This window comes from Streptomyces sp. NPDC020490 (assembly GCF_044335305.1).
Classification (GTDB): domain Bacteria; phylum Actinomycetota; class Actinomycetes; order Streptomycetales; family Streptomycetaceae; genus Streptomyces.
This window is the reverse complement of sequence record NZ_JBIRUY010000002.1, coordinates 67,576-87,496: the sequence shown is the minus strand read 5'-3', so window position 1 is coordinate 87,496 and position 19,921 is coordinate 67,576. Positions and strand designations below refer to the sequence as shown.

Annotated in this window: 38 protein-coding genes; 11 read left to right on the top strand and 27 right to left on the bottom strand. The window is 70.8% G+C overall.

The features are described 5' to 3' along the window. Positions 1-4: 4 nt before the first annotated feature. The 3 genes from ACH4ZX_RS03845 to ACH4ZX_RS03835 are packed head-to-tail and all read right to left on the bottom strand — an operon-like array spanning position 5 to position 1,005. Positions 5-346 carry a ParB N-terminal domain-containing protein gene (locus tag ACH4ZX_RS03845; protein ID WP_398266999.1) on the bottom strand — a complete coding sequence of 114 codons (342 nt, stop codon included), beginning with the start codon at positions 344-346 and terminating at the stop codon, positions 5-7. A gap of 18 nt (positions 347-364) precedes the next feature. Beyond that, positions 365-577: a hypothetical protein gene (locus ACH4ZX_RS03840; RefSeq protein WP_398266996.1), complete on the bottom strand. Its 213-nt coding sequence runs from the start codon at positions 575-577 to the stop codon at positions 365-367. An 11-nt stretch (positions 578-588) separates the two neighbouring features. Further along, positions 589-1,005: a hypothetical protein gene (locus ACH4ZX_RS03835; protein WP_398266992.1), complete on the bottom strand. Its 417-nt coding sequence runs from the start codon at positions 1,003-1,005 to the stop codon at positions 589-591. Positions 1,006-1,121: 116 nt separating this feature from the next. Between ACH4ZX_RS03835 and ACH4ZX_RS03830 the strand changes: the two genes are divergently transcribed. The 7 genes from ACH4ZX_RS03830 to ACH4ZX_RS03800 all read left to right on the top strand — a co-directional run bounded on the left by ACH4ZX_RS03830 (position 1,122) and on the right by ACH4ZX_RS03800 (position 3,867). Further along, positions 1,122-1,403, top strand: coding sequence for a hypothetical protein (locus ACH4ZX_RS03830; RefSeq protein WP_398266989.1), 282 nt, complete (start codon positions 1,122-1,124; stop codon positions 1,401-1,403). After that, positions 1,400-1,885, top strand: a complete 486-nt coding sequence (locus ACH4ZX_RS03825) for a hypothetical protein (protein WP_398266986.1) — start codon at positions 1,400-1,402, stop codon at positions 1,883-1,885. The genes ACH4ZX_RS03830 and ACH4ZX_RS03825 overlap by 4 nt, the downstream gene beginning before the upstream one ends. A gap of 244 nt (positions 1,886-2,129) precedes the next feature. Beyond that, positions 2,130-2,468 (top strand): hypothetical protein, encoded by a 339-nt coding sequence (locus ACH4ZX_RS03820; RefSeq protein WP_398266983.1) that lies wholly within the window; start codon positions 2,130-2,132, stop codon positions 2,466-2,468. Next, complete coding sequence (locus ACH4ZX_RS03815) at positions 2,465-2,731, top strand: hypothetical protein (RefSeq protein ID WP_398266980.1); 267 nt, start codon at positions 2,465-2,467, stop codon at positions 2,729-2,731. The genes ACH4ZX_RS03820 and ACH4ZX_RS03815 overlap by 4 nt, the downstream gene beginning before the upstream one ends. Further along, positions 2,728-2,904: a hypothetical protein gene (locus ACH4ZX_RS03810; protein ID WP_398266977.1), complete on the top strand. Its 177-nt coding sequence runs from the start codon at positions 2,728-2,730 to the stop codon at positions 2,902-2,904. Before ACH4ZX_RS03815 ends, ACH4ZX_RS03810 begins: the two co-directional genes overlap by 4 nt. Next, a complete protein-coding gene (locus ACH4ZX_RS03805; RefSeq protein WP_398266974.1) occupies positions 2,901-3,296 on the top strand; it encodes a hypothetical protein in 396 nt (131 codons plus the stop codon). The genes ACH4ZX_RS03810 and ACH4ZX_RS03805 overlap by 4 nt, the downstream gene beginning before the upstream one ends. A 103-nt stretch (positions 3,297-3,399) precedes the next feature. Further along, complete coding sequence (locus ACH4ZX_RS03800) at positions 3,400-3,867, top strand: hypothetical protein (RefSeq protein ID WP_398266971.1); 468 nt, start codon at positions 3,400-3,402, stop codon at positions 3,865-3,867. A 220-nt stretch (positions 3,868-4,087) separates the two neighbouring features. On the opposite strand, the gene ACH4ZX_RS03795 is transcribed toward ACH4ZX_RS03800, so the two are convergent. From ACH4ZX_RS03795 to ACH4ZX_RS03765, 7 genes are all read right to left on the bottom strand, one after another. Then, positions 4,088-5,848: an FtsK/SpoIIIE domain-containing protein gene (locus ACH4ZX_RS03795; RefSeq protein WP_398266968.1), complete on the bottom strand. Its 1,761-nt coding sequence runs from the start codon at positions 5,846-5,848 to the stop codon at positions 4,088-4,090. Positions 5,849-5,909: 61 nt separating this feature from the next. Further along, positions 5,910-6,824 carry a hypothetical protein gene (locus ACH4ZX_RS03790; RefSeq protein ID WP_398266966.1) on the bottom strand — a complete coding sequence of 305 codons (915 nt, stop codon included), beginning with the start codon at positions 6,822-6,824 and terminating at the stop codon, positions 5,910-5,912. A gap of 11 nt (positions 6,825-6,835) precedes the next feature. Further along, a complete protein-coding gene (locus tag ACH4ZX_RS03785; protein WP_398266963.1) occupies positions 6,836-7,048 on the bottom strand; it encodes a hypothetical protein in 213 nt (70 codons plus the stop codon). A 90-nt stretch (positions 7,049-7,138) separates the two neighbouring features. Beyond that, a complete protein-coding gene (locus ACH4ZX_RS03780) occupies positions 7,139-7,312 on the bottom strand; it encodes a hypothetical protein (protein ID WP_398266960.1) in 174 nt (57 codons plus the stop codon). Between the two features lie 32 nt (positions 7,313-7,344). Continuing rightward, positions 7,345-7,482 carry a hypothetical protein gene (locus tag ACH4ZX_RS03775; RefSeq protein ID WP_398266957.1) on the bottom strand — a complete coding sequence of 46 codons (138 nt, stop codon included), beginning with the start codon at positions 7,480-7,482 and terminating at the stop codon, positions 7,345-7,347. A gap of 83 nt (positions 7,483-7,565) precedes the next feature. Beyond that, entirely contained in the window at positions 7,566-7,700 is a 135-nt protein-coding gene (locus ACH4ZX_RS03770) for a hypothetical protein (RefSeq protein WP_398266954.1), read from the bottom strand. Beyond that, positions 7,697-8,038 carry a hypothetical protein gene (locus tag ACH4ZX_RS03765; RefSeq protein ID WP_398266951.1) on the bottom strand — a complete coding sequence of 114 codons (342 nt, stop codon included), beginning with the start codon at positions 8,036-8,038 and terminating at the stop codon, positions 7,697-7,699. The genes ACH4ZX_RS03770 and ACH4ZX_RS03765 overlap by 4 nt, the downstream gene beginning before the upstream one ends. Before the next feature lie 177 nt (positions 8,039-8,215). On the opposite strand from ACH4ZX_RS03765, the gene ACH4ZX_RS03760 reads away from it, so the two are divergent. Genes ACH4ZX_RS03760 through ACH4ZX_RS03750 form a run of 3 tightly spaced genes read left to right on the top strand, consistent with a single transcriptional unit; the run spans position 8,216 to position 9,360 of the window. Next, positions 8,216-8,680: a helix-turn-helix transcriptional regulator gene (locus ACH4ZX_RS03760; RefSeq protein ID WP_398266948.1), complete on the top strand. Its 465-nt coding sequence runs from the start codon at positions 8,216-8,218 to the stop codon at positions 8,678-8,680. Then, complete coding sequence (locus ACH4ZX_RS03755; protein ID WP_398266945.1) at positions 8,673-8,906, top strand: hypothetical protein; 234 nt, start codon at positions 8,673-8,675, stop codon at positions 8,904-8,906. The genes ACH4ZX_RS03760 and ACH4ZX_RS03755 overlap by 8 nt, the downstream gene beginning before the upstream one ends. Further along, complete coding sequence (locus ACH4ZX_RS03750; RefSeq protein ID WP_398266942.1) at positions 8,899-9,360, top strand: DUF6221 family protein; 462 nt, start codon at positions 8,899-8,901, stop codon at positions 9,358-9,360. The genes ACH4ZX_RS03755 and ACH4ZX_RS03750 overlap by 8 nt, the downstream gene beginning before the upstream one ends. A 201-nt stretch (positions 9,361-9,561) precedes the next feature. On the opposite strand, the gene ACH4ZX_RS03745 is transcribed toward ACH4ZX_RS03750, so the two are convergent. The 15 genes from ACH4ZX_RS03745 to ACH4ZX_RS03675 all read right to left on the bottom strand — a co-directional run bounded on the left by ACH4ZX_RS03745 (position 9,562) and on the right by ACH4ZX_RS03675 (position 18,687). After that, positions 9,562-9,717 (bottom strand): hypothetical protein, encoded by a 156-nt coding sequence (locus ACH4ZX_RS03745; protein ID WP_398266939.1) that lies wholly within the window; start codon positions 9,715-9,717, stop codon positions 9,562-9,564. Next, complete coding sequence (locus ACH4ZX_RS03740; protein ID WP_398266937.1) at positions 9,714-10,892, bottom strand: hypothetical protein; 1,179 nt, start codon at positions 10,890-10,892, stop codon at positions 9,714-9,716. The genes ACH4ZX_RS03745 and ACH4ZX_RS03740 overlap by 4 nt, the downstream gene beginning before the upstream one ends. Beyond that, a complete protein-coding gene (locus ACH4ZX_RS03735) occupies positions 10,889-11,086 on the bottom strand; it encodes a hypothetical protein (protein WP_398266934.1) in 198 nt (65 codons plus the stop codon). The genes ACH4ZX_RS03740 and ACH4ZX_RS03735 overlap by 4 nt, the downstream gene beginning before the upstream one ends. Beyond that, positions 11,083-11,412, bottom strand: a complete 330-nt coding sequence (locus tag ACH4ZX_RS03730) for a hypothetical protein (RefSeq protein WP_398266931.1) — start codon at positions 11,410-11,412, stop codon at positions 11,083-11,085. The genes ACH4ZX_RS03735 and ACH4ZX_RS03730 overlap by 4 nt, the downstream gene beginning before the upstream one ends. Before the next feature lie 241 nt (positions 11,413-11,653). After that, positions 11,654-11,854: a hypothetical protein gene (locus tag ACH4ZX_RS03725; protein WP_398266928.1), complete on the bottom strand. Its 201-nt coding sequence runs from the start codon at positions 11,852-11,854 to the stop codon at positions 11,654-11,656. Between the two features lie 112 nt (positions 11,855-11,966). Beyond that, positions 11,967-12,338 carry a DUF2493 domain-containing protein gene (locus ACH4ZX_RS03720; protein WP_398266925.1) on the bottom strand — a complete coding sequence of 124 codons (372 nt, stop codon included), beginning with the start codon at positions 12,336-12,338 and terminating at the stop codon, positions 11,967-11,969. Further along, entirely contained in the window at positions 12,335-12,616 is a 282-nt protein-coding gene (locus ACH4ZX_RS03715; protein WP_398266922.1) for a hypothetical protein, read from the bottom strand. The genes ACH4ZX_RS03720 and ACH4ZX_RS03715 overlap by 4 nt, the downstream gene beginning before the upstream one ends. Then, positions 12,613-12,807 carry a hypothetical protein gene (locus ACH4ZX_RS03710; protein ID WP_398266919.1) on the bottom strand — a complete coding sequence of 65 codons (195 nt, stop codon included), beginning with the start codon at positions 12,805-12,807 and terminating at the stop codon, positions 12,613-12,615. Before ACH4ZX_RS03710 ends, ACH4ZX_RS03715 begins: the two co-directional genes overlap by 4 nt. Further along, the gene (locus ACH4ZX_RS03705) at positions 12,807-14,048 is read right to left on the bottom strand and encodes an HIT domain-containing protein (RefSeq protein ID WP_398266916.1); all 1,242 of its coding nucleotides are present in this window, start codon (positions 14,046-14,048) and stop codon (positions 12,807-12,809) included. Before ACH4ZX_RS03705 ends, ACH4ZX_RS03710 begins: the two co-directional genes overlap by 1 nt. Before the next feature lie 81 nt (positions 14,049-14,129). Further along, positions 14,130-14,447 carry a hypothetical protein gene (locus ACH4ZX_RS03700; protein ID WP_398266913.1) on the bottom strand — a complete coding sequence of 106 codons (318 nt, stop codon included), beginning with the start codon at positions 14,445-14,447 and terminating at the stop codon, positions 14,130-14,132. Positions 14,448-14,485: 38 nt separating this feature from the next. Then, positions 14,486-15,016 carry an NUDIX hydrolase gene (locus ACH4ZX_RS03695; protein ID WP_398266910.1) on the bottom strand — a complete coding sequence of 177 codons (531 nt, stop codon included), beginning with the start codon at positions 15,014-15,016 and terminating at the stop codon, positions 14,486-14,488. 63 nt (positions 15,017-15,079) lie between these two features. Continuing rightward, entirely contained in the window at positions 15,080-16,039 is a 960-nt protein-coding gene (locus tag ACH4ZX_RS03690; protein ID WP_398266907.1) for a hypothetical protein, read from the bottom strand. Positions 16,040-16,262: 223 nt separating this feature from the next. Beyond that, complete coding sequence (locus tag ACH4ZX_RS03685) at positions 16,263-17,588, bottom strand: hypothetical protein (RefSeq protein ID WP_398266904.1); 1,326 nt, start codon at positions 17,586-17,588, stop codon at positions 16,263-16,265. Continuing rightward, the gene (locus ACH4ZX_RS03680; protein ID WP_398266901.1) at positions 17,585-18,448 is read right to left on the bottom strand and encodes a toprim domain-containing protein; all 864 of its coding nucleotides are present in this window, start codon (positions 18,446-18,448) and stop codon (positions 17,585-17,587) included. The genes ACH4ZX_RS03685 and ACH4ZX_RS03680 overlap by 4 nt, the downstream gene beginning before the upstream one ends. Beyond that, positions 18,445-18,687 carry a hypothetical protein gene (locus ACH4ZX_RS03675; protein ID WP_398266898.1) on the bottom strand — a complete coding sequence of 81 codons (243 nt, stop codon included), beginning with the start codon at positions 18,685-18,687 and terminating at the stop codon, positions 18,445-18,447. The genes ACH4ZX_RS03680 and ACH4ZX_RS03675 overlap by 4 nt, the downstream gene beginning before the upstream one ends. A gap of 187 nt (positions 18,688-18,874) precedes the next feature. Between ACH4ZX_RS03675 and ACH4ZX_RS03670 the strand changes: the two genes are divergently transcribed. After that, entirely contained in the window at positions 18,875-19,069 is a 195-nt protein-coding gene (locus ACH4ZX_RS03670) for a hypothetical protein (RefSeq protein ID WP_398266895.1), read from the top strand. Positions 19,070-19,071: 2 nt separating this feature from the next. Here ACH4ZX_RS03670 and ACH4ZX_RS03665 read toward each other — a convergent pair whose 3' ends face one another. Both ACH4ZX_RS03665 and ACH4ZX_RS03660 read right to left on the bottom strand, forming a co-directional pair. Next, the gene (locus ACH4ZX_RS03665) at positions 19,072-19,383 is read right to left on the bottom strand and encodes a hypothetical protein (protein WP_398266892.1); all 312 of its coding nucleotides are present in this window, start codon (positions 19,381-19,383) and stop codon (positions 19,072-19,074) included. A gap of 158 nt (positions 19,384-19,541) precedes the next feature. Next, positions 19,542-19,898: a hypothetical protein gene (locus ACH4ZX_RS03660; protein WP_398266889.1), complete on the bottom strand. Its 357-nt coding sequence runs from the start codon at positions 19,896-19,898 to the stop codon at positions 19,542-19,544. Between the last annotated feature and the right edge of the window lie 23 nt (positions 19,899-19,921).

Sequence of the window (19,921 nt, the reverse complement as noted above, 5' to 3'; positions counted from 1 at the left end):
ACGGTCAGACGGTGGGCCGGTATGGGCCGTAGATCCGCATCATCGGGTTGTGCGGGTGGTCCTCGACTTCGAGCGGCAGGTCCGACCAGACCAGGTGGGTGATGCCGAGGTCGAGGGCGGCGGCGACGCGGTGGTGGCCGTCGGCGAGCCAGGGCTGCCCGTTGAGGGTGCGGATCATGATGGGGAGAGCCATGCCCTCGGCGCGGATCTCGTCGAGCAGGTCCGGGTAGTGGGGGCTGCGCCGCTTGTGGTCGAGGACGTCGCGGACGTACAGGGCGTCGGGGGTGTCGTCGTCGTCGGGGGTGAGCATGTCGAGGACGGCGGCGGTGGGGATGATGCCGAGCATCGTGGGGCTCCGATCAGGTCAGGCGGGGGTGATGGTCTGGGTGGCGCCGTAGCGGGCCAGTACGGCGGCGCTGGAGAGGTAGCCGTCGTACCGGTGACCGCGGCTGTCGACGCCGGTGAGGTAGAAGCCGGTGGGGCTGACGGCGCTGAGGGTGCCGGTCCAGGTGGAGGTGCGGCCGGTGGGGTGGTGGCGGGTGACGGTGACGCGGTCGCCGTCGTGGGGCTGGTACATGGCGGTTCTCCTTATGCGGCGAGGGCATCCGCGAGGAGCTGGACGCGGGCGGCGAGCGGGCAGTCGACGGGGTAGAGGACGGTGACCGTGTTGAGGCCGGTGGTGCGGGCGGGCTTGTCGGTGGTGGCCGGCGTCTCGATGACGTAGGCGGTCCGGTGGATCGTGTACGCCTGGATCCGGTCCAGTCGCCAGGAGCGCATCTCGCCCGTCTCGCGGTCGAGGGCCTTGACGAGGATGTCGCCGGCTTGGCTGGGGGCGAAGTCGTGGATCTCGATGGTGCGCACCGTCTCGATGAGGCGGCCGGTCTTGCGGCCGGTGTCGTCCTTCTCTTCCTTGAGGTAGGTGATGGTGACGGGCTGGCGGCGGTCGTGGGCGGTGATGAGGCGGGTGAGGGTGTGGTGCTGGGTCTCGTTCTTGGTGTGCCTCATCGGTTGTGCCCCCTCGCTCGTGGTGATGACTCCATCATCAGCCCTACACGTAGCCCTGTCAATAGGGCTACGCGTAGCTCTTACGGTAGGGCTACCTGTTGTGTCACCATGGGGGTATGTCGAAGGACCACACGCCACCCCAAGACGCGGCCGAAGTGTTCGCCCGCTACAAAGCCCACTACGAAGGCGAGCGCGCGCTGAAGCCCGAGATGCTGGAGCTCGCCGACCGCGAGCTGAAGGCCGGCGCCACGGTGGGCCAGCTCGCCGCGTGGACTGGGCTCACGCCCGAGGTGTTCCGCCGTCGTGCCCGCGCGTTGGGGGTGGAGCGGAAGCGGCCGCCGACCGTGGGCAAGCTCGCGCCGGCGCGCCCCGAGAGCAGCGAGGAGACCAACGCATGAGCGAAGCGGGCGAGACCCTAGCCGCCGCGCGTATCCAAGCAGCCGGTTTCCGGGCCCTGGAGCCGTTCCCCGGCCGGGTGAACCTGCGGTGGCTCATCGAGTGCACCGAGTGCGGCGAGCAGCAGCGGCTTCGCCCGGACCACAAGCTGAAGCCGTGCGAGCACAAGCAGCGGGAGCGGCAGCAGCGCGCCGCCGAGGCTGCCGAGAAGCAGTTCTTGGATGCTCTCCTCGCGGTGCGGACGCGGACGCTGGGCACGAAGAACCTGCGGGCGCTGGAGGCTCACCCCGGGGTTGAGGGCGCGCTGTGGTGGGTGGAGTGCAAGTACTGCGGCCGGAAGTGGCACATGCGCGAGGACAAGCTGAAGGCCTGCCCCCACAAGGGAACGGGTGACGAGGGAGCGCCTCCGTCACAACCCAAGCCGACCCCGAAGGGCAGCGCGAAGGTAGAGCGCCCGGCGGGCGGCGAGGAGACGACCACATGAGCCTGTGCACAGCGCTGCTTCAGAAGGACGGCCGTCGCGTTCAATGCGAACGACCACAAGGCCACTACCGTGGCTTCCTCCAAGACCGCAAGCTGCAATGGCCCAGCGCTGCCAACCCCAGACCGGACGGGTGGCATGTGGGCAGCAGCACACTCTGGGGCGACTTCAGCAGGGGAGCGCTACCGGACATGCAGGAGCAGGCAGACGGCGCGGGCCTGGTGCGCCCGGACGAGGAGCCCACACCATGAGCAGCGAATGGATGACGCCCGAGCAGATCCGACAGCAGCGAGCAGCCGAGGTCATGGAAGGCCCGCTCGGGCGCGCGATCTACGACGTGGTCCTGTGGACACGCAAGCAGTGGCCGCCGCAGCGCGGAGACGACGAGCTATGGCTCAACCCCACCGACCCGGACGCTGCTGTGCTGATCGGCGGCAAGGTGCTCGGCTATCAGGTGTGCGCCTCAGAGAAGGTGCCGAAGGGGAAAGCGTTGATCTACTGCCAGTCGTTCGGCGTGTACGTGAGTGACGGGCAGATGCCGGATGCTCGGTTCGCCCTCTACCAGTTGCCTGAGATCACGGCATGAGCGCCCGCCCGCCGCTGATCACCGACCACTGGTTCCGGCCGGGTCCCGTCCAACCCGACGGCTCGGACGGCTACTGGATCTGCGACCGCTGCGGCCAACACCGAGGCGACCACCTCCAGGTCGAGGGCCACTGGCTGAAGCCGCTGCACACGTTCGTCCCGCAGGCGCGCTGGCGGCCGACGCACTGCCGGACCTGCGGCAGGGAGCGGCGTCACACGACGCACACTCCATGGCTGTGGGAGCAACTGGAGGTCACCGCATGAGCCACCGCCCGTACCCACGCCGAGACCGCGCCCTGCACCAGCTCGACCGGCACGCCTACGAACGCCGCCCGCAGGACACCCCGGCCGACCAGTTGCGGGCGACGATCTGCCAGGCGTACCGCATCCCGCCACGGCTCTTGGGAATCAACTCGGGCAAGGAGCCCACACCATGAGCAGCGAGCACGCCCTCGAACACCTCTACGTCATCTTCTACGACAACCAACAGGGCCTTGGCCTCTGCGGCTGTGGCAACCCCGAGGCCGCATACGACCTCGTCCGCGATCTCCTCGGCCTCATGCCCCTCTACGAGGAAAGCCGCTGGAAGACCGCCGAATCACTGACCGGAAACATCCCCGGCGCGCACCACATCGTCCTCGGCGCGATGGAACGGGCCGGGCTGATCGAGCACGGGACGAGCTTGAGCGGGGCGTGGCTCACAGACAAGGGCCGCTGGTGTCTGGCCGCGATGAGGACGGCCGAGTTCGAAGACCTCGACCGGCAGGGGTATCCGCACGACGGGGAGCCCTGTACGGACGCATGTTGGCGCGCGCCAGCCACCGCATGACGACGGCCCCGCCCACACCAGGGCGGGGCCAATCCACACGAACCACCAACCCCCCAACCCCGACTGATCTACCCTCAGCCGCACACACAAGGGGGGTTCCCACATGCACCAGCACGTCACCAGACTGCTCGCCACCGCACTCATCCTCACCGCCGCCGCCTGCACCACAAGCGGCAGCGACGACAAGCCAGCCGCCACCACGAAGACGACCAGCCCCGCAGGCAAGCTGTCCGCCGCCTGGACACCCAAACTCAAAGCCGCCACCAAGACCGACACCGGCATCTGCAACCAGGCCGGCGACCAGGCGTGCGCCGAACACCTGACCGACATTGCCCTCGTCGTCGACGACCTGGAGACCGCGATCAACGGGGCGGGCGGGGCGGCCGCGTACCCGAAGACGACCGCACAGATCGGGAAGGTCAACGCCGCGGTCGAGGCGTACACCGAGCATGAGTGCCTCGGCGACGAGAACGCCAGCATCCAGGGCTCGCCGTGCCCGGACGACGCCCGCACGATCATGGCCGGTGGGGAGGCGCTGCAGCTGGCGCTCGCGGCGGACGAGGCCGGCTGAACACTCCGTGGGCATGCGAGGGCCCCACCACCGACGGGGGGAGACAGTGGCGGGGCCCTCGCGCGCCAGGGGCATCCGGCGCCTCAACCCAGTGTCGCAGGCCCAGCGCCTCTACAGGGGTCGAAAACCGGGGCGGACGAACGACCCGCCGGCCGACCCGTCCTCCGACCTGATCCGGCCCCCTTCCCGACCCCCACAGTCCGGGCCGTGACCTGCGGGTTCACCGGCTCGCTATCGCCTGAGCTTCCCACGCTCCGACCGGCACCAGACGCCACGTTCCGGTGTCCTCGCAGCGCTCGACTTCGGGACGCAGCGCGCGGGCCGCGTCCAGCACCTGCTTCTCTCCGAGCCCGGTCGCCTGCTCCAACTCCCGCCGGGTGGCGTTGCCGTACTTGGCGAGCGCGGCCCGTACCCGGTCCTGGTTCGTGCCGCCCGGCACCGGCAGGATCAGCCGCTTCCCCACCGGCGCCTTCGCCGTCTCCCGGCCGATCCGCGCGACCTCCGCGGTGAACTCGTCCTTCGTCAGCCACATGCCCTTGTACGGGGCCGGCAGCTGATGGTCCGGGGACTGGAGCAGGAACTTCCCGGGCGCGTCGAGGTCGCCGGGCTCCCAGCCGGGGGTGGTGCCGAAGATGAACCGGCGGTGGTCTCGGTCCGCCATGCGGGTGGACAGGCGAACCGAGTAGTTCCCGCGGGCGTCCGTGGTGCCCCCGAACACTTTCCGGGACGGCTGCTGAGTCGCCGCGATCAGGTGAATGCCTGCGAAACGGGCCAGAGCGAGCAGGGATTCGAGCTTCTTCGACGCCGGATCCTTCTTCCACGGCCCGACATCGGCCTGCCGCACCAGCTCTCCCAGCTCGTCGAACACCGCCCACAGCGCCGGACGGCCGTGCTTGGCCGGGTCCCATTCCTGGTCGCCGGCTTGGGCGAGGATCTCGCCGCGTTCGCCGAGTTCCTGCTTGAGCCAGTCGAGGAAGGCGTGTGCCTGCTCGGGGGTGGTGGCGAGGTCTTGCAGGATCGGCAGCATCGGTGTCATCTCCGGCGCGCCCGGTTTGAGGTCCACGCCGTAGACCACGACGTCCGGGCGGTCCGCGAGCTGGAGGACGATGGACCGGACCAGGGTGGACTTTCCGAACTTGCTGGACCCGGCGACGAGGGCGTGAGCGTAGGCCAGTTCAACGGTGACCGGGTTCAGGAACCTGTCCACGCCGAGGAGGACCGGGTCGGTGAACCGGCCTGCGGACTGACGCTGGTACGGAACGATGGCGTCGAGGGGGTCGCCGTCGATGAACCGGGCCACGAGCTGGTTCGTGAGTGCCCCGTCTTCCAGCACGAACTCCCCGGCCACGCCCATGCCGGAGGCGACCTTGGGCCACGCGGTTCGCAGGGTGGCCCGGTCGAGGTTCACGGGCAGGTCCAGGACGGCGGTCCACCCGGTCCGGGTCCGTTCCACGGTGCAGCCCGGCAGTTCTGCCTTGAACAGTTCGTGGACCACGGTCCGCAGCCGTGTTTCTTCCACGGTCCGCCCGGTCAGGTCCGGTCCGGACTGGCCCGGTTCGGGCGCGGTCCGCTGGGCCAGGGCGTGCGCGGCCATCTGCTGCCGGATCAGCGCCGTCTGCAGCTTCACCGACTCCTGCTCCAGCTTGATCTCGTCGTGGCGGGTGTGGTGCCGGTACACGAGCCGGGCCGCGCCGGCGAGGCCGACCGCGACGAGCCACGCGTAGACGGCCGGGCCGACGCCCGCGGCTCCGGTGATGGCGGCTTGGGTGAACGCTCCGGCCATGGTGCCGGCGCCCCAGGACAGGGGCTGGGGCCACTTCTTCGCGAAGCTGACGAAGGCGAGCTTGCCCGCGGCGATTGCGGTGATGAACTCGACGGTGGTGGCGTGGCTGCCGTACTGCATGTCGGCGAGGAGGGCGGCGCCGGAGACGAGGCTGGGCAGGGTGATGGCGGTGGCGATGTCGGCGCGGCTGATCTTCACGGCGGTGGCTCCGGGAGACGGGTCGGCCCCGCGCTGTGGCGGGGCCTGGGGTGGCGGGCGGCTAGTTGTACTGGTTGACGACGCTGGTCGCCTTGGTCAGGCGCCGGTACGCGGTCGACTCGGGGACGCCGAGGAGTTCTGCGGCGCGCGCCTTGGTGATGTGCTCGCCTTTGCGGAGGAGGGAGACGAGGAGGTCGACCTGGTCCTCGGGCTGGACCGGGCGGTCCACGGCGCGGGCCACGGCCTGGACCGCGACCGGTTCGGGTGTGGCCTCGACCTGGTTCACGGGCTGGTCAGCGGCGTGGACCGGGGCGGACTGCGGGCGGTCCACGAGCTGGTTCACGGCGGTCTCGGCCGGGCGGCGTGCCTCCAGGGCGAGGCGCAGCTTCACGGTCCGGTTCTGGGTGAGCTGTCGGTCCCACTCGCTGAGCGCCAGCGCCTGCTCGGTGCCGGTCTGCTGCTGCAGCGTGCGGAGGTACGCCTCGTACTTGGGGTCGAGCTTGATGCGGATGGTGTGCATGCCGATCGCCCACACGCCCTTCGCCGCGGCGGAGACGAGCGCGCCGACGATCCCGACGAGGACCGCGTCGTTGCGGTGGCCGTCGAGGACGATCGCGGCCATCGACACGGCGAGCATCGCCAGGCCCGCCTTCTGCGGGAGCGCGGCGCGGGTGTGGTCGTAGCGCAGCAGCCACTCGGCGATGAGGCAGGCGGCCCATCCGGCGTCGAACACTCCGGCGACGAGGTAGGCGGCCCAGGGCGGGGCGAGGAGCTGGAGCATGCCGCCGATGGCGACGGTGCCCCACACGATCGCGCCGGCGGTCATGGCGACGGCGAAGGTGAAGAGGGCGCGGCGGAGGGCGGCGTCGAGGTTGAACGGGAGGCGGGGGGCGGTGTCGGGGATGTCGTAGGAGACGTCGACGCCGTGGACGTTCTCGGTGATGGTGCGGGTGGGGTGGCGGAACGGGGTGCGCATGAGGGGGTCTCCTAGGCGTGGGCGCGGCGGCGGTGGGGGGTGTGGCGTGACGTGAGGTGCCAGGCCGCGAGCGAGGCGACCACCACCAGCGGGGCCGGGGTGGTGACCACCCAGCCGGCGGCGGCGAAGAGGAAACCGATCGTGGCGGTCGTGCCGATGGTGTGGTGGCTGATGAGGAGGAGGCTGGCGATGAGGGTCCAGGCGCAGCGCGGGAGGCGTGGCATGGGGGTCTCCGGGATGTGGTCGCGGGTGGGCGGGGCTGGCCGGTTCTCCTTGCCGCCCGGCCGGTGGGGTCGGGCGACGCGGGCAGCCGGTCAGCGGCGCTGGCAGTTGCCCTTCTCGCAGCGGGTGCAGTCGGAGTCGAGGCGGCTGCGGAGGGGGTCGAGGACGACGGCGGCAACCCTGTCGCCAGTGCCTCCAGCAACCCGGGTAAGGGCGGCGGCCGTGGTGTCGAGCGCTTCGGCCGCCTTCCGGCTGAACAGGCCCATGACGGGTTCCTCTCGGGGTCGGGTGCGGGGTGTCAGTCGACGAGGTCGTCCTCGGTGATGCCGCCGGGGCAGTGGTGGACGTTCACGCCTTCGTTGGTGACGATGACGGTGTCGGCGCCGCCGTCGGCCGGTTCGGTGGTGACGAAGCCGCCGTTGTTCTGCTGGCTCATGTAGGGGTGCCTCTCGGAGTGGGTGTGGGGTGCCGGCCCCCGCGTGGGGGATTTCGCGGGGGCCGGCGGCTTGCGGGGTGAGGTCAGCGGCTGCCGGTGCCGTGGCAGGTGGTGCAGGACTGCCAGTTCTGGCGGGTGATGCCGTCGCTGCTGGTGTCGACGGTGGTGCCGCCGGTGCCGTGGCAGGTGCCGCAGGGGGTGGGCTGCTGCTCGCTCATGCGGTCACCGCCGGGCGGGGCATGGCGCGGCAGCGCTCGGCGTGGGATTGGGCCCACTCGCGGGCCTTGGGGGTGGAGCGCTTGCCGCCCTCGTCGAAGTTGTCCTGCGGCAGGTCGTACTCGTCGGCGTAGCCGCTCCACCCCCACTCGACGGTGTGGGTGGCCAGGCATCCGCCACAGGCGACGTAGGTCTCGGTCGGCTCGGTCCGGTTGTAGTAGCCGGAGCGCTCGGTGAGGTCGACGGTGGCGCCGCCGACGGTCAGGTAGCGGGCGATCACACTCTCGGGCCACGGCGCGGGGGTGGGCTGGGGTTGGGGGGTGCTTGTACCGTGTGTCACGGTCGTTTCTCCTGGTCGCTCAGGGGATTCGGCTGGCCCCGGCTGGTGTTGCGAGCACCGCCGGGGCCGTTCTGTTGGTGCCGTTCCACACTGGCAGACCCTCTTTACAACGTCAAGAGGGTCAGGGAGGATGTTGCCGTGCCCAAGAGCCCTGAACACGAGGGGAGTCCGCGCTTGATGACCACCACCGAGATCGCGGCGGAGCACGGGGTCAGCCGTCAGACGATCCACACGTACCGGCGGACCGGCGTCTTCCCCCAGCCCGTCGAGGGTCAGGGCAGCACGCGCCCCCGGTTCCGCGCGGACGAGGTGGCCGCGTTCTTCGCGGCAAACCCCAAGCAGCCGGGCGTCAAGCGGACGCCCTCGAAACAGCAAGGAGAGCCAGTGACCACCACGACGGCCGACGCCCGCCGGGAGCTGTACGCCTTCGCGATGCAGGGCAAGGAGCACTCGCCGGAGATCTCGCAGCGAGCGAGCGAGAAGATCGATGCCTTCCGGCGGGCTGTGCTGCGGGAGGCGGCCGACCGGCTCGACGAGTCGGAGGTGCTGCGCGACCTGACGGATGACCACATGGGCGACATCAAAGCGGCCACGAACGAGCTGCGGCGTATGGCCGACGAGTCGGGGGCGCAGGATGGCTGAGCACGAGTGGCACTACGTGATCACGCTGCAGTACCAGAACCCGAACGGGCCGGGGATCGTGGCGTCGACGCGGGACGGGGTTGTCGGGTTCGAGCCGGGCGACACCCGCGAGAAGGTGTACGCCTTCATCGTCAAGCGCACGGCCGAGGAGTTGGGCGTCGAGTCGTGTGTGACGCTGTTCTTCGATCTGGCCCGCAACGACCTGGAGGGCGAGCAGGATGGATGAGTTGGTGCGGTGGTTTGGCGAGCAGCTCGACGAGGACGAGCGGATCGCGCGCGTGGCCGCCACCTTGGCGGTCCCGACGCTGGGGGCCATGAACTGGCGCAGCGTCGAAGGACCGTCCGACGCGGGCGGCACCTACTGGTGCATCACCACCACGCCGCCGAACGACACGGCGCCGGTGGTGGAGCTGGTGGGCAGTGGGATGAGTGGCGGCGGCGTGCACGAGGAGGCGGTGGCGCGGCATATCGCTGCGCATGATCCTGCTCGGGTGCTGCGGGAGATCGACGCCAAGCGCGCGGTCCTGGCACTCCACACGCAGAGCATTCGCGACGATGGCTGCCAGGTCTGCGACGTACCCGGTGGCCGCCGCCTGCGGCCGGACGCCTGCACGACCGTGCGCCTGCTCGCTGTCGTGTACGCGGACCGGCCTGGCTACCGGGAGACCTGGCGGCCGTAGCCCGTGCACGAGTGAAGCCCCGCCGGCTGAGTCGGCGGGGCTTCGTGTTGTGGCGGTCGCGCCCGGTGGGCCATCGCCTCTGAGCACCCGTGGGGCGCGTCAGGGCCGGGCGTCTCGGCGGGCCGACCCTCGATGAGATCCAGCGCCCGCGTCGTCGACGCCCGGCGTGCTCAGGATGCCATGACGGTCAAGCCGGGCGGGTCAGATCATGCGGCAGGCCCGCCATAGCCACTCGGCTGCGCCCGGGTGGCCGTGTCCGGCGAGCCAGGCGCCGAGGCTGTCGATGTGGTGCTCGACGCGGAGCCGGGCCCGGGTGCGGAGCGGGAGCGGGAGCGGGAGCACGGTGCGGACGATCACGGCTGCTCCCCGTCGAGCGCGCGGATCGTCGGGCACGGCCACTCCTGGTACCGATCGTTCGTCGAGCACCAGCCGCATCCGTCGTACTCCCGCTGGTGAAGGGCGCGGACGCGGGCGATGGCCTGCGCCCCTTCGTCGCCGAGGAGTTCGCCGAGGGTGCGGTGCAGGGTGATGGCTGCGTTGCGGGGTACGGGGAGCGGCTGGTCGGCCTCGGTGGGCGCGGCGGGGGCGTTGCCGTCGAGGGCGGCGCGTAGGTCGGTGAGCATCCGGTGCGCCTCGGAGTGCGGCAGCGCCTTCCCGGCCCACTGCTGCTCGACGGCGCGCACGCGGTCGATGGCGGCCTGCGCCTGCTCCAGCTCGGCCGTCCGGCTGGGCCGTTCGCTCAGGATGCAAGCGGCGTGGTCCGAGCCCACGAGGCGCGGCAGGAAGACGTCCAGCCCGTCGCGCAGGAGATCCCGCCCGAGGGAGAGCGCGGCCGTCTCGCGCGCGGTGTCAGCCTCCCGCTGCGCCTTGCTCAGCTTTTCGCGGAGTGCCCGGATCTTCACTCGTTGGTCGGAGGCGACGGCGCGGGCCATGTCGGTGTCGTGCTGCTCGGCGTGGACGTGCTGGCGTAGGAGCGCGGTCTCTGCCTCGCTGAGGATGCCGTCGCGGGCGAGGCGGGCGAGGAGGTTGCTGGTGCTGTCGCGGCGGGCGATGCGCTGTTCGTCCTCGTCGGTGGTGGGGTGCTCGCGGTCCCAGGTGCAGCCGGGGCAGGTACTGGTGGTGGCGTGGTCGGGCACGCACGCCGGACGCCCGGCCGGGGTGGTGGCGGGCTGGGCCTCGGTGGTGAACCCCTCGCAGCCGCAGCGCTTCACCTCGTCGCCGAGCTGGCAGGACGCCTTGCTGCCGCCGTGCCAGTTGTACGCGTGGCCGCAGCCGGTGCACGGCGTGGCGAGGGTGACCGACTCGGGCCGAGCGTGGAGGCAGGGGGTGTCCGAGCCGGGGCTGTGGATCCAGTACGCGGGGTCGCCGGTCTGCTCGATGGGGTCGCCGCAGACGCAGCGCGGCCCGTCGTCGGCGGTCGCCGTCGGGGCGTCGTCCTCGTCGGCGGCCGGGGAAGCGGGCGTGGACAGGGCGTCGGCGATGCGGCGGAGCTGCTCGGCGATGGCGTCGAGCGCGGTGGTGTGGTCGGTCACGCTGCATTCCTGGGGTCGTCGGGCAGGTCGAAGCCTGCGATGAGCTGGTCGAAGCGGGCACGCTCAGCGGCGAGCAGGGCCGTGTCGTCCTGGGTTTGGGTGGCGCCGATGACGATGATGCGGATGCGGGCGGTGGCGTGGCCCCAGGTCCAGCCGGCGGAGGCTGCGAGGAGCGCGGTGAGCAGGTAGGTCACGGCTGGCTCCCGTTGATGGCGCGGGCCACCGCGAGGGCGTGGGGGTCGGGGCCGATCTCGCGGGCGTCCCGGGCCGCCGACCGCAACCAGCGGGTCAGCTTCTCGCCGACGCCGGAGTGCATGGCGGCGACATAGTCGGCGTTCAGCGGTCCGTTGTGGCCGTTGTTGAACTTGGCAAGGATCTTCCCGCCACCGACCAAGCGGTGGTCGCGGTCGTCGCCCCAGCGGATATTCGGATCGCAGGTGTGCCAGGGGCCTTCGGTGGCATCGGTGACGAGGCTACGGAGCTTGACTGCTGCTGCTTCGATTTCTTCGGCGGGTGTCATCGGGTTCCTTCGAGACGGGGGCGCAGTACACGTGCTACGGCCAGGGCAGATGCCAGCCAGGGATCGGTCTCTTTGACCTTGAGCCCGTTCCGGGTGATGACGTCGCAGGTCTCGGCTGCATCTCGGAGCATCTGGGCGACGCAGGCGTCGGGATCTGGGTTGTCCCCGGTGAGTGTCGGTCGAGTCTCTTGTTCGGGTGCCAGCGCATCGGCTGCTGCGCGGAGTTCGTCGGCGGGGGTGGTCACGGCTGGCCTCCGGCGGCTTGGCGGGCGGTGTCGCGGATGCCGGCGATCAGCTCCTCGACGCGGTCGACGGGGATGTCTACGCGGATGGTGTCGCCGTGGGCATTCCAGGTGGTGACGGAGACGGCGTTGGTTTCGGCGACGTAGCCGGGTGCGGTTTCGATGCGGTGGCCGTCGGGGTCGATGTAGCGGTAGGTCATCGGGGTCTCCGGGTGTAGCGGTTGCGGAGGGCGCGCCCTGCCCGGCCGAGGCCGAGCAGGAGCGCGGAGATGAGCGGGGCGCAGACGGTGCCGACGGCGAGAGCGCGGCCCATCAGGCGGTCCACCTGCGGACGGGGATGCCGGCCTGCTCGGCGAGGGCGGCGGTGTGGCTGGCGCCTCGGCTGCCGTTGCGGATGAAGGCGAGGCAGATGTCGGCGCCGAGGTTGACCATGTGGGCGTTGCGGATGAACCCGGCCCGCTTGCCGTTGATCTGCCAGTTCGCGGGGTGGCGTTCGGTCTTGACATCGGCGAGGCGCGCCCACCGATCGGCGTGCCAGTCGGCTCCGCGCGGGCAGGCGCCGTGAACGACGACGATTTCGCGGCCTGTTCCGGCGTCGCGGACGGTTTGGTTCATCGCTTGCCAGATGGCTTCGACGTCGTCCCAGTCGCGGCTGCCGGTGACGAGTACGCGGTAGGGCTTCATGCGGCTTCCTCGTAGCGGGTGGGCTGTTGATGCGCCCAGGCGGGCGTGTGGGGCCGTTTGACGGGCGGTCGGGGCTCGGATGCCTGCGGGGCGTCTTCATCGCTCAGACGGGCGTACAGCCACCTTCTCGCCGCCTTCGCGGCGTAGGCGACGCCCACGACCACGGCGAGCGACAGCAGCGCGCACACCATCGCGGCGATCAGCAGCCACACGGCGAGCGCCCGGTACAGGGCAACCACCGCGTCCACGGCCTCGGCGAACAGGGCGGCGTTGCTCACGGGCGGGGCTCCTCGGCGACGGGCCGGTGCTGGGCTTCCCAGTCGGCGGCACGGTGCGCTTCCTCGGCCTTCCAAGCGGCGGTGAAGTACGGGTCTTCCAGGTCGTACCCGGCTTCGGCGAGGGCGGCGTCTGTCTCGTACTCGGCGGCGATGGTCTCGGAGGAAAAGCCGCACGCGTTCAGCTCGCGCATTACGCCTCCTCGTCGACGCGCTCGTGCTCGCCGGACAGGCACAGGACGCAGAACCGCGTGTCCGGGCCGGAGTGTTTCACGCGGTTGCGCGCCTCCTTGGTGGTGTCGCCTGCCGCGGGCTGCTGCGCCCCGGCGACCGTCCACGCGTCCGCGTCGGTGCCCGGCAGGACATGCCGCACCCCACCCCGCGGATCCGCCACATCACCCCACCGGCGGGGGATCACATGCATGTGGACGTGGTCGATGGTCCGGCCGGCCGCGGCGCCTTCGTTGATGCCGATCGTCCAGCCATCCGCGTCCGGGCTGGCGGTGATCTGGCGGAGGAGGGTGTGCATGTCGAGGATCTCGGCCGGGGTGAGGTCACGCACGGATTCGACGTGCCGCAGCGGCACTACCTCGACGTGGCCTGGCGCGGCGGGGTAGTTGTCGTGGCGGGCGTAGCAGGTGCCGTGCCGGGCCACGTGCCGGTTGGTGGGGGTGTCGGGCTGGCAGAACAGGCAGTCCGTCGGGCCGGAACTCGGCCGCGTCTCGGTGCCGTGCTGCCGCAGTTCGGCGGCGAGGGCGCGGAGTTGGGCGGCTGCGTCGCGGCAGGGCCGGTACCGGTCCGGCTCGAGCACGCCGTCCGCGTGGAGGCGGCGGGTTTCCGTGTCGATCTGGTCGGCCGCCCACAGCAGCACGGCAGCACGGTCGGCGGGTGCGGGCGGGGGCGTGGCGGGCGCCACGGCGGCCAGACGGCGCAGCACGTCTCGCGCGACCAGGCCGTACATCCGGTCCACGGCGCCGTCCAGCTCGGACTCGATGTGTCCGGCGGCGTAGGCCCAGCGGCGAAGCGTCTTGCGGGCGGCCGCGGAGGGCACGGCGGCCTGGTCGGTGGTCGGCAGTACGGCCAGCAGGGCGTCGGCGCGCTGCCGGTAGCCCTGCCAGGCGGGGCTCAGGGTCCGGTCGAAGTCGGGCACCCACTTCCAGCCGTCCGCGGCGGCGAGGGCGTCAGCGATCAGGTCCCGGAGCCCGGTCCGGTCGGTGGGCGGCTCCACGGCGGGGGCGAGCTCCAGCGCGGCACGGAGCGCGGACACGACGGCCGGGGTCCGGATCACCTCGGGAAGCTGCTGCTCCCAGTAGTCGGCCATCTGCCGGATGCGTGCGACGACGCCCCGCAGCCGGTCACGCTCTTCACGCCGCTCGACAGCGGCGTCGTACCAGTACTGCACGGCCTCAGCAGGGGTGTGCCGGGGCTGGTTCATGGGTTCTCCTGGCGGGGTGTGGGATGGTCGGGGTGGCCGGCCGCCTGCTGCTAGCTCCAGCAGGCGGCCGGTGTCGTGCGGTCAGACGGCGGGCTCGCAGCCGGGGTGGTTGTCGGTGTGGGCGGGGTCGCTGCTGCCGTCGGCGACCACGTGCGTCTCCTCGGCGGTGAGGAACTCGCGCAGCGCCTCGTCGCTGCTGCGGGCGTGCTTGGCGGCGAGCGAGCGGAGCAGGACCCGCTTCTGCTGCCGGAGGCGGTGGACCTCGGCGAGCAGCGCGGCGCTCGCGTCGGCGGCCGGGTGGGCGGTGCAGCAGGCGAACCCGGTCGGGGCGTGCTGCTGGTAGGCGGCGACGGCGGTCGCGTACTCGGCGAGCTGCTGGTCGGTGAGCGGGATGGTCACGGGATTCCTCCGGTGGGTGTGGCGGGTGGGTGGTGCGGTCACTGGCTGGCGGGTGTCTCGGTCACGGCCGCCGCAGCGGAACGAGCGGCGGGTCGGCTGTCGAGGTCGGCGATCCACGCGGCGCAGACGGCAGCGACCTGCACCAGCTCGGCGCGCAGCCGGGCCCGGTCGCGCTCGGCGTAGGCCTCGACCACCTCCTCGGTGAGGATGTCGACCCACGTGCCGTAGCCGGAGCCGAACGCGTCCTGGCACCAGCGACGGGCGCGCTCGGCGTCGTCCTGCTGGCTCTTGCTGCCGGTGCCGTCGGGGTGGTGCTGGTCGCCGAACTTGGCGAGCTGCCGCTGCCGCTCGGCGTCCACGTCAGCGACGAACGCAGCCAGGCTCTTGGTGCGGGGCAGGACGTTCTTCCCGACCCACACGCACGTCTTCACGGTGAGCTGGCCGGTGAGGTCGTCGAGGCCGCCGGGGCCCATGCGGATGGGGGTGTCGCGGATGGTGGTCTCGATGAGGGTGGCGAGCGGGGCGAGGACGGCGAGCTGCTGGTCGCTGACGGTGGTCGGTTTGGTCATGTTTGCTCCAGTTGGCGGCGTGTCTGGTTGGGGTACGGCGGGACGGTCAGGCGGCGGGGGCGGTCAACGCTTGAGGGCGTAGACCTTTTCGCCGCCGATGAGGGGGGCGCCTTCGGGTCCCTTGATGTGGGGGGCGATCCAGACGGGGCGGTGGAGTTGGCGGGCGGGGTACCACTGCTGGCGCCAGTGGCCGCGGGTGATCCAGCGGTGGTGGTATTCGCGGCTGGACTCGCCGGACGGGTTGGCGGTGGTCTTGGGGCGGCGGAGTTCGATCACCCGGGTGCGAACGTCTTCGTCTGCTCCTTGCCGGCGCAGTCGCTTCCGTGTGGCGCGGTCCGGCTCGATGGTGTTGGCGGCGGCGAGTTCCTGGCGCATCAGCAGACTGGCGGACTTGAGTACGACCAGGGAGCTGCACTTATTGATGAAGGTCTGGTCGTCGACCTCGACGATGCGACCCGCGTCGCTCATAAAGGCGACGTCTCCGGTCTCTCGCTCGCCGTATGCGGCGATGCTCTCGCCGTCGTACACGAGGGGCCCCAGCGGGATTCGCATGTGGGAGAGGTCGAGCCCTTCCTGTGCCTCGACCCAGTCGCGGTCTACGTAGCAACTGAGCCAGAGGCCGGTGTTCTTCAGGGCTTGGGTGGCCATCCCCGGCGGGCAGGGGCCCCATGCCATGGCTGTGGTGGGGAACTCGGGCCTGACAGTGGGGAGCCCGTCGAAGTAGATGAGGCCGGATGGGGCTGGCAGGTCTTCGGGTTCCAGCGACCAGGCCGGCATGCTGCGGGCGGCTGCGACTGTTAGCTCGGTCATCTCAGGGGAGACCCAGAACAGTTCGGCTTCCGCGAGTCGTGCGGCTTCTGCTCGGGCGAGTTGGTCGCCTTCTTCTGCGGTGGTGAGAAGGGGCTGGTACGAGGTCTGTGCCCCTGCCCTGAGGCATGAGGTGAAGTACCGGGCTCCGTGCTGTTGCTGCCAGGTGAGGAGTTCGGCTCGGAGTTCGGGGAGGTCTTGGGGGCGGATGGTCATGCTCGGGCTCCCGAATTGGTCTGGACAAATGACGTGTACATGAGGCTGGACATCTGGACATGTCCAGCCCTGGACACGGAATGAGAAGTGATCAACAAAACGTCGCAAGCCTCTGACCAGGGGAAAGAAAGAAAAATGCCTCTCCCGCGATGCGTGTGTGTGCGCGAGGACCCTGGACATGTCCAGATGTACAGGCTTCGACTTTGCGTCCGCTTTACCTGGCTCACGAGGGCTTCGACCCCCCGGGCTGAACCTTGTCGCCGTCGACCTGAACCCAGCCCTGCGCCTCGGCGTAGTCGAGCGCGTCAAGGAGGTACGGGCGGTCGCGGTTGGCGGTGTCCGTCTTGACCGCGCCCAGCGTCATGCCCTCCGAGGCGTGCACCCGGTTGGCGATCCGGCGGCCGATGCGGACCACCGTGCGGTCGGCGGTCGTGACGGCCTTGTGAGCGCGCACCGCGCGGTCGACGTGCTGCTTGGTCCGCGCCTCTTCCTCCTGCGCCCGCTGCCGGGCCGCAGCCTCGACGAGGGCGTCCCGGACGTTGCAGGAGGTGTTCCAGACGACCTTGGCGAGCTCCCAGTCCTCCGCGGTGACGTCGGCCCGGTTGTCGAGGACGGCGAGCAGGACGGATGTCTTGACGAGGGTGAGCGGCCGGTGCGAGTCGAGCGGGGCCGGGATGATCTCTCCCATGACGCGGGCCCGGTCCTCGATGCGCAGCTCCTTGCGGATGGTGTCGGCGAAGGTGATCGTGACGTCGCGCAGGCGGCTGTTAAGGAGGGGCAGTTCGAGCGGCGGCGGCCACGCGGGCGGTTCGTCGGGCAGCGTGGTGTCGAGGGTGGAGAACCACAGGAAGCGCTGTGGGGTGCCGGCCGCAGCGTCGTCGAACAGCGGCAGTGCGGTCTCGGGCTGGAAGCCGATGATCAGGCCGAGGGAGTACTTGCCCTCTTCAATGACGCGGGTGTTGACCTTCTGGCCGTTGAACTGGCCGATGGTGTCGCCGGTCCAGGCGGTGCGCAGGGTCTCGCCGATGGTCGTGCCGGACCGGCCGAACATGGTCTTGATCAGGCGCTCGCCCTCGTCCGCGTACATCAGGGCGTTGGTGCGGACCTGTTCGCGGACGGTCTTCGTCTTGCCTTTCCCGCGCCCGGTGCCCCCTTCGGTGACCTCGACCTCGCCCATGTACGCCTCGGCCATGCCCTCGCCGGTGCCCAGCGGCAGGTACTCGGCGAAGTCGATGTCCGGCGGGGCGGGCACGAGCCAGCGCGGCACCCGCTTGCCAGAGGACTTGCCGCTGCCGCTGGGGCCGAGCAGGGCGACGAAGGTGTTCATGCTCGCCGGGGAGCCGATGCCTGTGTCGCCGGGCCGGTCCGGGGGCATGAGTGCGGCGATCCGCGCGAGGACGCCGGCGAACGCCACGTCGGCGCTGCGGTTGATGGCGTGTGCGGCGCGCTGGATCTGCCGGTGAGCGGGTCTGGCCTCCCAGAACTCGGCAGGCAGCAGACGGGGGTCTGCGGTGCCGACGTTGGGTTGCCAGTTGGGGGCGTCGGTCACGCGGCCACCGCCATGGGGGCCGCGTAGGGGACGGGTGCCCAGACCTGGACGAACTCGGAGTCGGCGTGTCCGGCGGCGAAGTGGTCGGCGGCGTCCTTGCCGGTCTTGGCCTGGACGACGTAGACGGAGCGGGCGATGCCGGTGAGGGTGGCGACGACGTGTTCGGCGTGCTTGCGGCCGGTGTCGTCGCGGTCGGCGACGATGGTGACGTCCGCGTCCTCGAGGAACGCCGCGTGCTCGGCGGTCCACTTGCCGGCGCCGCCCGCGTTGCAGGTGGCGGCGAGGCCGTGGTCGACGAGGGCGTGGACGTCCTTCTCGCCTTCGGCGATCCAGATGACGCGGTCGGCCTGCTTGGCGGCGAGCAGTTCGGGGAGCCGGTAGGGGACGGCGCGGACGAGGCGCTGCCCGGTGTGGTCGTTGAGGGACCAGCGGCGGCCGGAGCGGGTGGCCGGGTCGGGGCGCCACTGGGCGAAGCACTTGTGGTCGCAGCGGGTGACGCCGTGGACGACGGCTGCGTGCTCGTCGCGGTAGAGGTACTGGGCGATGCGGGCGTGGCCGCGGTCCTTGCAGGGGATCCAGAGGTCGTCGGCGGGCCGGTCGCGGGGGCGTTCGGCGAGGGGTTCGTCGAAGCAGTCGGCTTCGGTCCAGCCGATGGCGGTGAGGAAGTCGGTGTTGCCCTGGCACTTGTGGCAGAAGATGACGACGCCGCCGTTGTTGCCGCGGCGGATGGCGACGGTGTCGGGGGCGTCGCCGTCGTGGCAGAGGCCGCGAGTTCGGAGCGCGCCGCCGCGGTAGCGGGTGGGTTCGCCGCGGTCTCGGAGGAGGTCGGCGAGGCGGTTGAACGCGATGCCTTCGGTCACTGTTCGCGCTCCTTCGTGTGCTGGCCGCGCTTGGTGGCGGCGGTGTGCTCGGCGATCTGGAGGACTGCGTTGATCCAGCGGCGGCCGGCCGTTCGGACGGCGGCGGGGCTGGGTTGTTCTTCGAGGTGGGCGCGGATGGAGCCGAGGGTGAGTTCCCAGCGGGCGCGTTCGGCGGCGATGCGTAGGTATTGCTCGGGCCATTCGCCGGGGCGGCGTTGCGGTTGCGGGTTCTCGGTCACTCGGGTGGTGCTCCTTGCCGGGGGGTGCGTGCGTGGGCAGCGTGAATTAGCAGGTCAAAGCGCTGTCGCTGTGTGCCTCACCTGCCTCAGATCCTACCGGCAGTGCACGTAAAATGCATATGCGAAATGCCACCGTCTTGCGTTGGTGGTATCGACTGCATGCGCGCAGATCAGCTAGCCTTTTGCCATGGCAACCCGCGACCCGATGCCCAACCGTGTAGTGCGCGTCTCCAACGACGACTGGAGCGCGTACCAAGCGGTGTGCGACGAGAAGGGCATCTCGCGGTCGGACGACCTGCGGATGTACATCAAGCGCGAGATCGCCGCGTGGCGTAAGCGCCAGCGCGACGTCAACGCCGCGAAGAACATCGCCGAGTCCTGACGTCACCACAGCGCCCCCCTGACCGCCGGCGTCCCGGCCGGGCAGCGATGGTCGATGACGTGCGCCCGCCCACACGCCAGGCCGTGGAAACCGGGCAGCACCTCGACCAGCCGCGGCGGCGACCACTTCGCCTCGCGTAGGCACCAGGCCAGCCGGTTCGGCTCGACCAGGCGCGCCGCGGCGTCGGGCGTCAGCCGTGCGGCGTCCGCGGTGACGGTGTAGGGCAGGCCTTCCCGCTGCTGGAGTACGGGTGCGTCGCAGCGCGGGCATACGCCGGGTGTGGCTGTGGTCTTCGGGTCGGGCCGGTAGGGCATGGCCTGCCTCCTCTCGCGTGTCTTGAGCCCCGCACCGTGTGGTGTGGGGCTTTGTGCTGGGGTGGGCCCGCCCCGACGGGGGTGCGGGGCGGGCCCGGGTGGCGGCCGCTGGCGCTCGGGGGAGGTGCGCCGTGGGGGCCGGCCGCCAGGTCAGTCGGTCAGGACAGGTCCGGGACGCAGAGCCAGCCAGGCCCGGCCAGCCCAGGGAGATCGCCGTATCCGAGGGCGTGCACGGCGGCTGCCAGTTGGCGATTCCAGTCGGCGAGCTGCTCGGCCGTGACGGTCTCGGGCGTGACGTGCTTGTACGTGCCGAGCGCGACCTCGTCGCACTGGGTGGTGAGGAACAGCTCGTCGGCGTCGTAGTTGCCAGCGGAGAGGTAGCCGACGTCGGGGCACTGTTCCTTGAGCGTGCGGAGCTGCGCGTCGACGCGGTCGTTCTCGGCCCACGGGTGGACGTCGTCGGGCAGGGGGATGTGGACGCCGTAGGCGAAGTAGGTGGAGTGGTACATGCCCATGTCGTGGTCTCCTTGGGGTTGGT

Bases quoted from the DNA above. Each gene is read 5' to 3' on its own strand.
- ACH4ZX_RS03845 (WP_398266999.1), bottom strand. From the start codon at position 346: ATGCTCGGCATCATCCCCACCGCCGCCGTCCTCGACATGCTCACCCCC.
- ACH4ZX_RS03840 (WP_398266996.1), bottom strand. From the start codon at position 577: ATGTACCAGCCCCACGACGGCGACCGCGTCACCGTCACCCGCCACCAC.
- ACH4ZX_RS03835 (WP_398266992.1), bottom strand. From the start codon at position 1,005: ATGAGGCACACCAAGAACGAGACCCAGCACCACACCCTCACCCGCCTC.
- ACH4ZX_RS03830 (WP_398266989.1), top strand. From the start codon at position 1,122: ATGTCGAAGGACCACACGCCACCCCAAGACGCGGCCGAAGTGTTCGCC.
- ACH4ZX_RS03825 (WP_398266986.1), top strand. From the start codon at position 1,400: ATGAGCGAAGCGGGCGAGACCCTAGCCGCCGCGCGTATCCAAGCAGCC.
- ACH4ZX_RS03820 (WP_398266983.1), top strand. From the start codon at position 2,130: ATGAGCAGCGAATGGATGACGCCCGAGCAGATCCGACAGCAGCGAGCA.
- ACH4ZX_RS03815 (WP_398266980.1), top strand. From the start codon at position 2,465: ATGAGCGCCCGCCCGCCGCTGATCACCGACCACTGGTTCCGGCCGGGT.
- ACH4ZX_RS03810 (WP_398266977.1), top strand. From the start codon at position 2,728: ATGAGCCACCGCCCGTACCCACGCCGAGACCGCGCCCTGCACCAGCTC.
- ACH4ZX_RS03805 (WP_398266974.1), top strand. From the start codon at position 2,901: ATGAGCAGCGAGCACGCCCTCGAACACCTCTACGTCATCTTCTACGAC.
- ACH4ZX_RS03800 (WP_398266971.1), top strand. From the start codon at position 3,400: ATGCACCAGCACGTCACCAGACTGCTCGCCACCGCACTCATCCTCACC.
- ACH4ZX_RS03790 (WP_398266966.1), bottom strand. From the start codon at position 6,824: ATGCGCACCCCGTTCCGCCACCCCACCCGCACCATCACCGAGAACGTC.
- ACH4ZX_RS03785 (WP_398266963.1), bottom strand. From the start codon at position 7,048: ATGCCACGCCTCCCGCGCTGCGCCTGGACCCTCATCGCCAGCCTCCTC.
- ACH4ZX_RS03780 (WP_398266960.1), bottom strand. From the start codon at position 7,312: ATGGGCCTGTTCAGCCGGAAGGCGGCCGAAGCGCTCGACACCACGGCC.
- ACH4ZX_RS03775 (WP_398266957.1), bottom strand. From the start codon at position 7,482: ATGAGCCAGCAGAACAACGGCGGCTTCGTCACCACCGAACCGGCCGAC.
- ACH4ZX_RS03770 (WP_398266954.1), bottom strand. From the start codon at position 7,700: ATGAGCGAGCAGCAGCCCACCCCCTGCGGCACCTGCCACGGCACCGGC.
- ACH4ZX_RS03760 (WP_398266948.1), top strand. From the start codon at position 8,216: ATGACCACCACCGAGATCGCGGCGGAGCACGGGGTCAGCCGTCAGACG.
- ACH4ZX_RS03755 (WP_398266945.1), top strand. From the start codon at position 8,673: ATGGCTGAGCACGAGTGGCACTACGTGATCACGCTGCAGTACCAGAAC.
- ACH4ZX_RS03750 (WP_398266942.1), top strand. From the start codon at position 8,899: ATGGATGAGTTGGTGCGGTGGTTTGGCGAGCAGCTCGACGAGGACGAG.
- ACH4ZX_RS03730 (WP_398266931.1), bottom strand. From the start codon at position 11,412: ATGACACCCGCCGAAGAAATCGAAGCAGCAGCAGTCAAGCTCCGTAGC.
- ACH4ZX_RS03725 (WP_398266928.1), bottom strand. From the start codon at position 11,854: ATGACCTACCGCTACATCGACCCCGACGGCCACCGCATCGAAACCGCA.
- ACH4ZX_RS03720 (WP_398266925.1), bottom strand. From the start codon at position 12,338: ATGAAGCCCTACCGCGTACTCGTCACCGGCAGCCGCGACTGGGACGAC.
- ACH4ZX_RS03710 (WP_398266919.1), bottom strand. From the start codon at position 12,807: ATGCGCGAGCTGAACGCGTGCGGCTTTTCCTCCGAGACCATCGCCGCC.
- ACH4ZX_RS03705 (WP_398266916.1), bottom strand. From the start codon at position 14,048: ATGAACCAGCCCCGGCACACCCCTGCTGAGGCCGTGCAGTACTGGTAC.
- ACH4ZX_RS03695 (WP_398266910.1), bottom strand. From the start codon at position 15,016: ATGACCAAACCGACCACCGTCAGCGACCAGCAGCTCGCCGTCCTCGCC.
- ACH4ZX_RS03690 (WP_398266907.1), bottom strand. From the start codon at position 16,039: ATGACCATCCGCCCCCAAGACCTCCCCGAACTCCGAGCCGAACTCCTC.
- ACH4ZX_RS03670 (WP_398266895.1), top strand. From the start codon at position 18,875: ATGGCAACCCGCGACCCGATGCCCAACCGTGTAGTGCGCGTCTCCAAC.
- ACH4ZX_RS03665 (WP_398266892.1), bottom strand. From the start codon at position 19,383: ATGCCCTACCGGCCCGACCCGAAGACCACAGCCACACCCGGCGTATGC.
- ACH4ZX_RS03660 (WP_398266889.1), bottom strand. From the start codon at position 19,898: ATGGGCATGTACCACTCCACCTACTTCGCCTACGGCGTCCACATCCCC.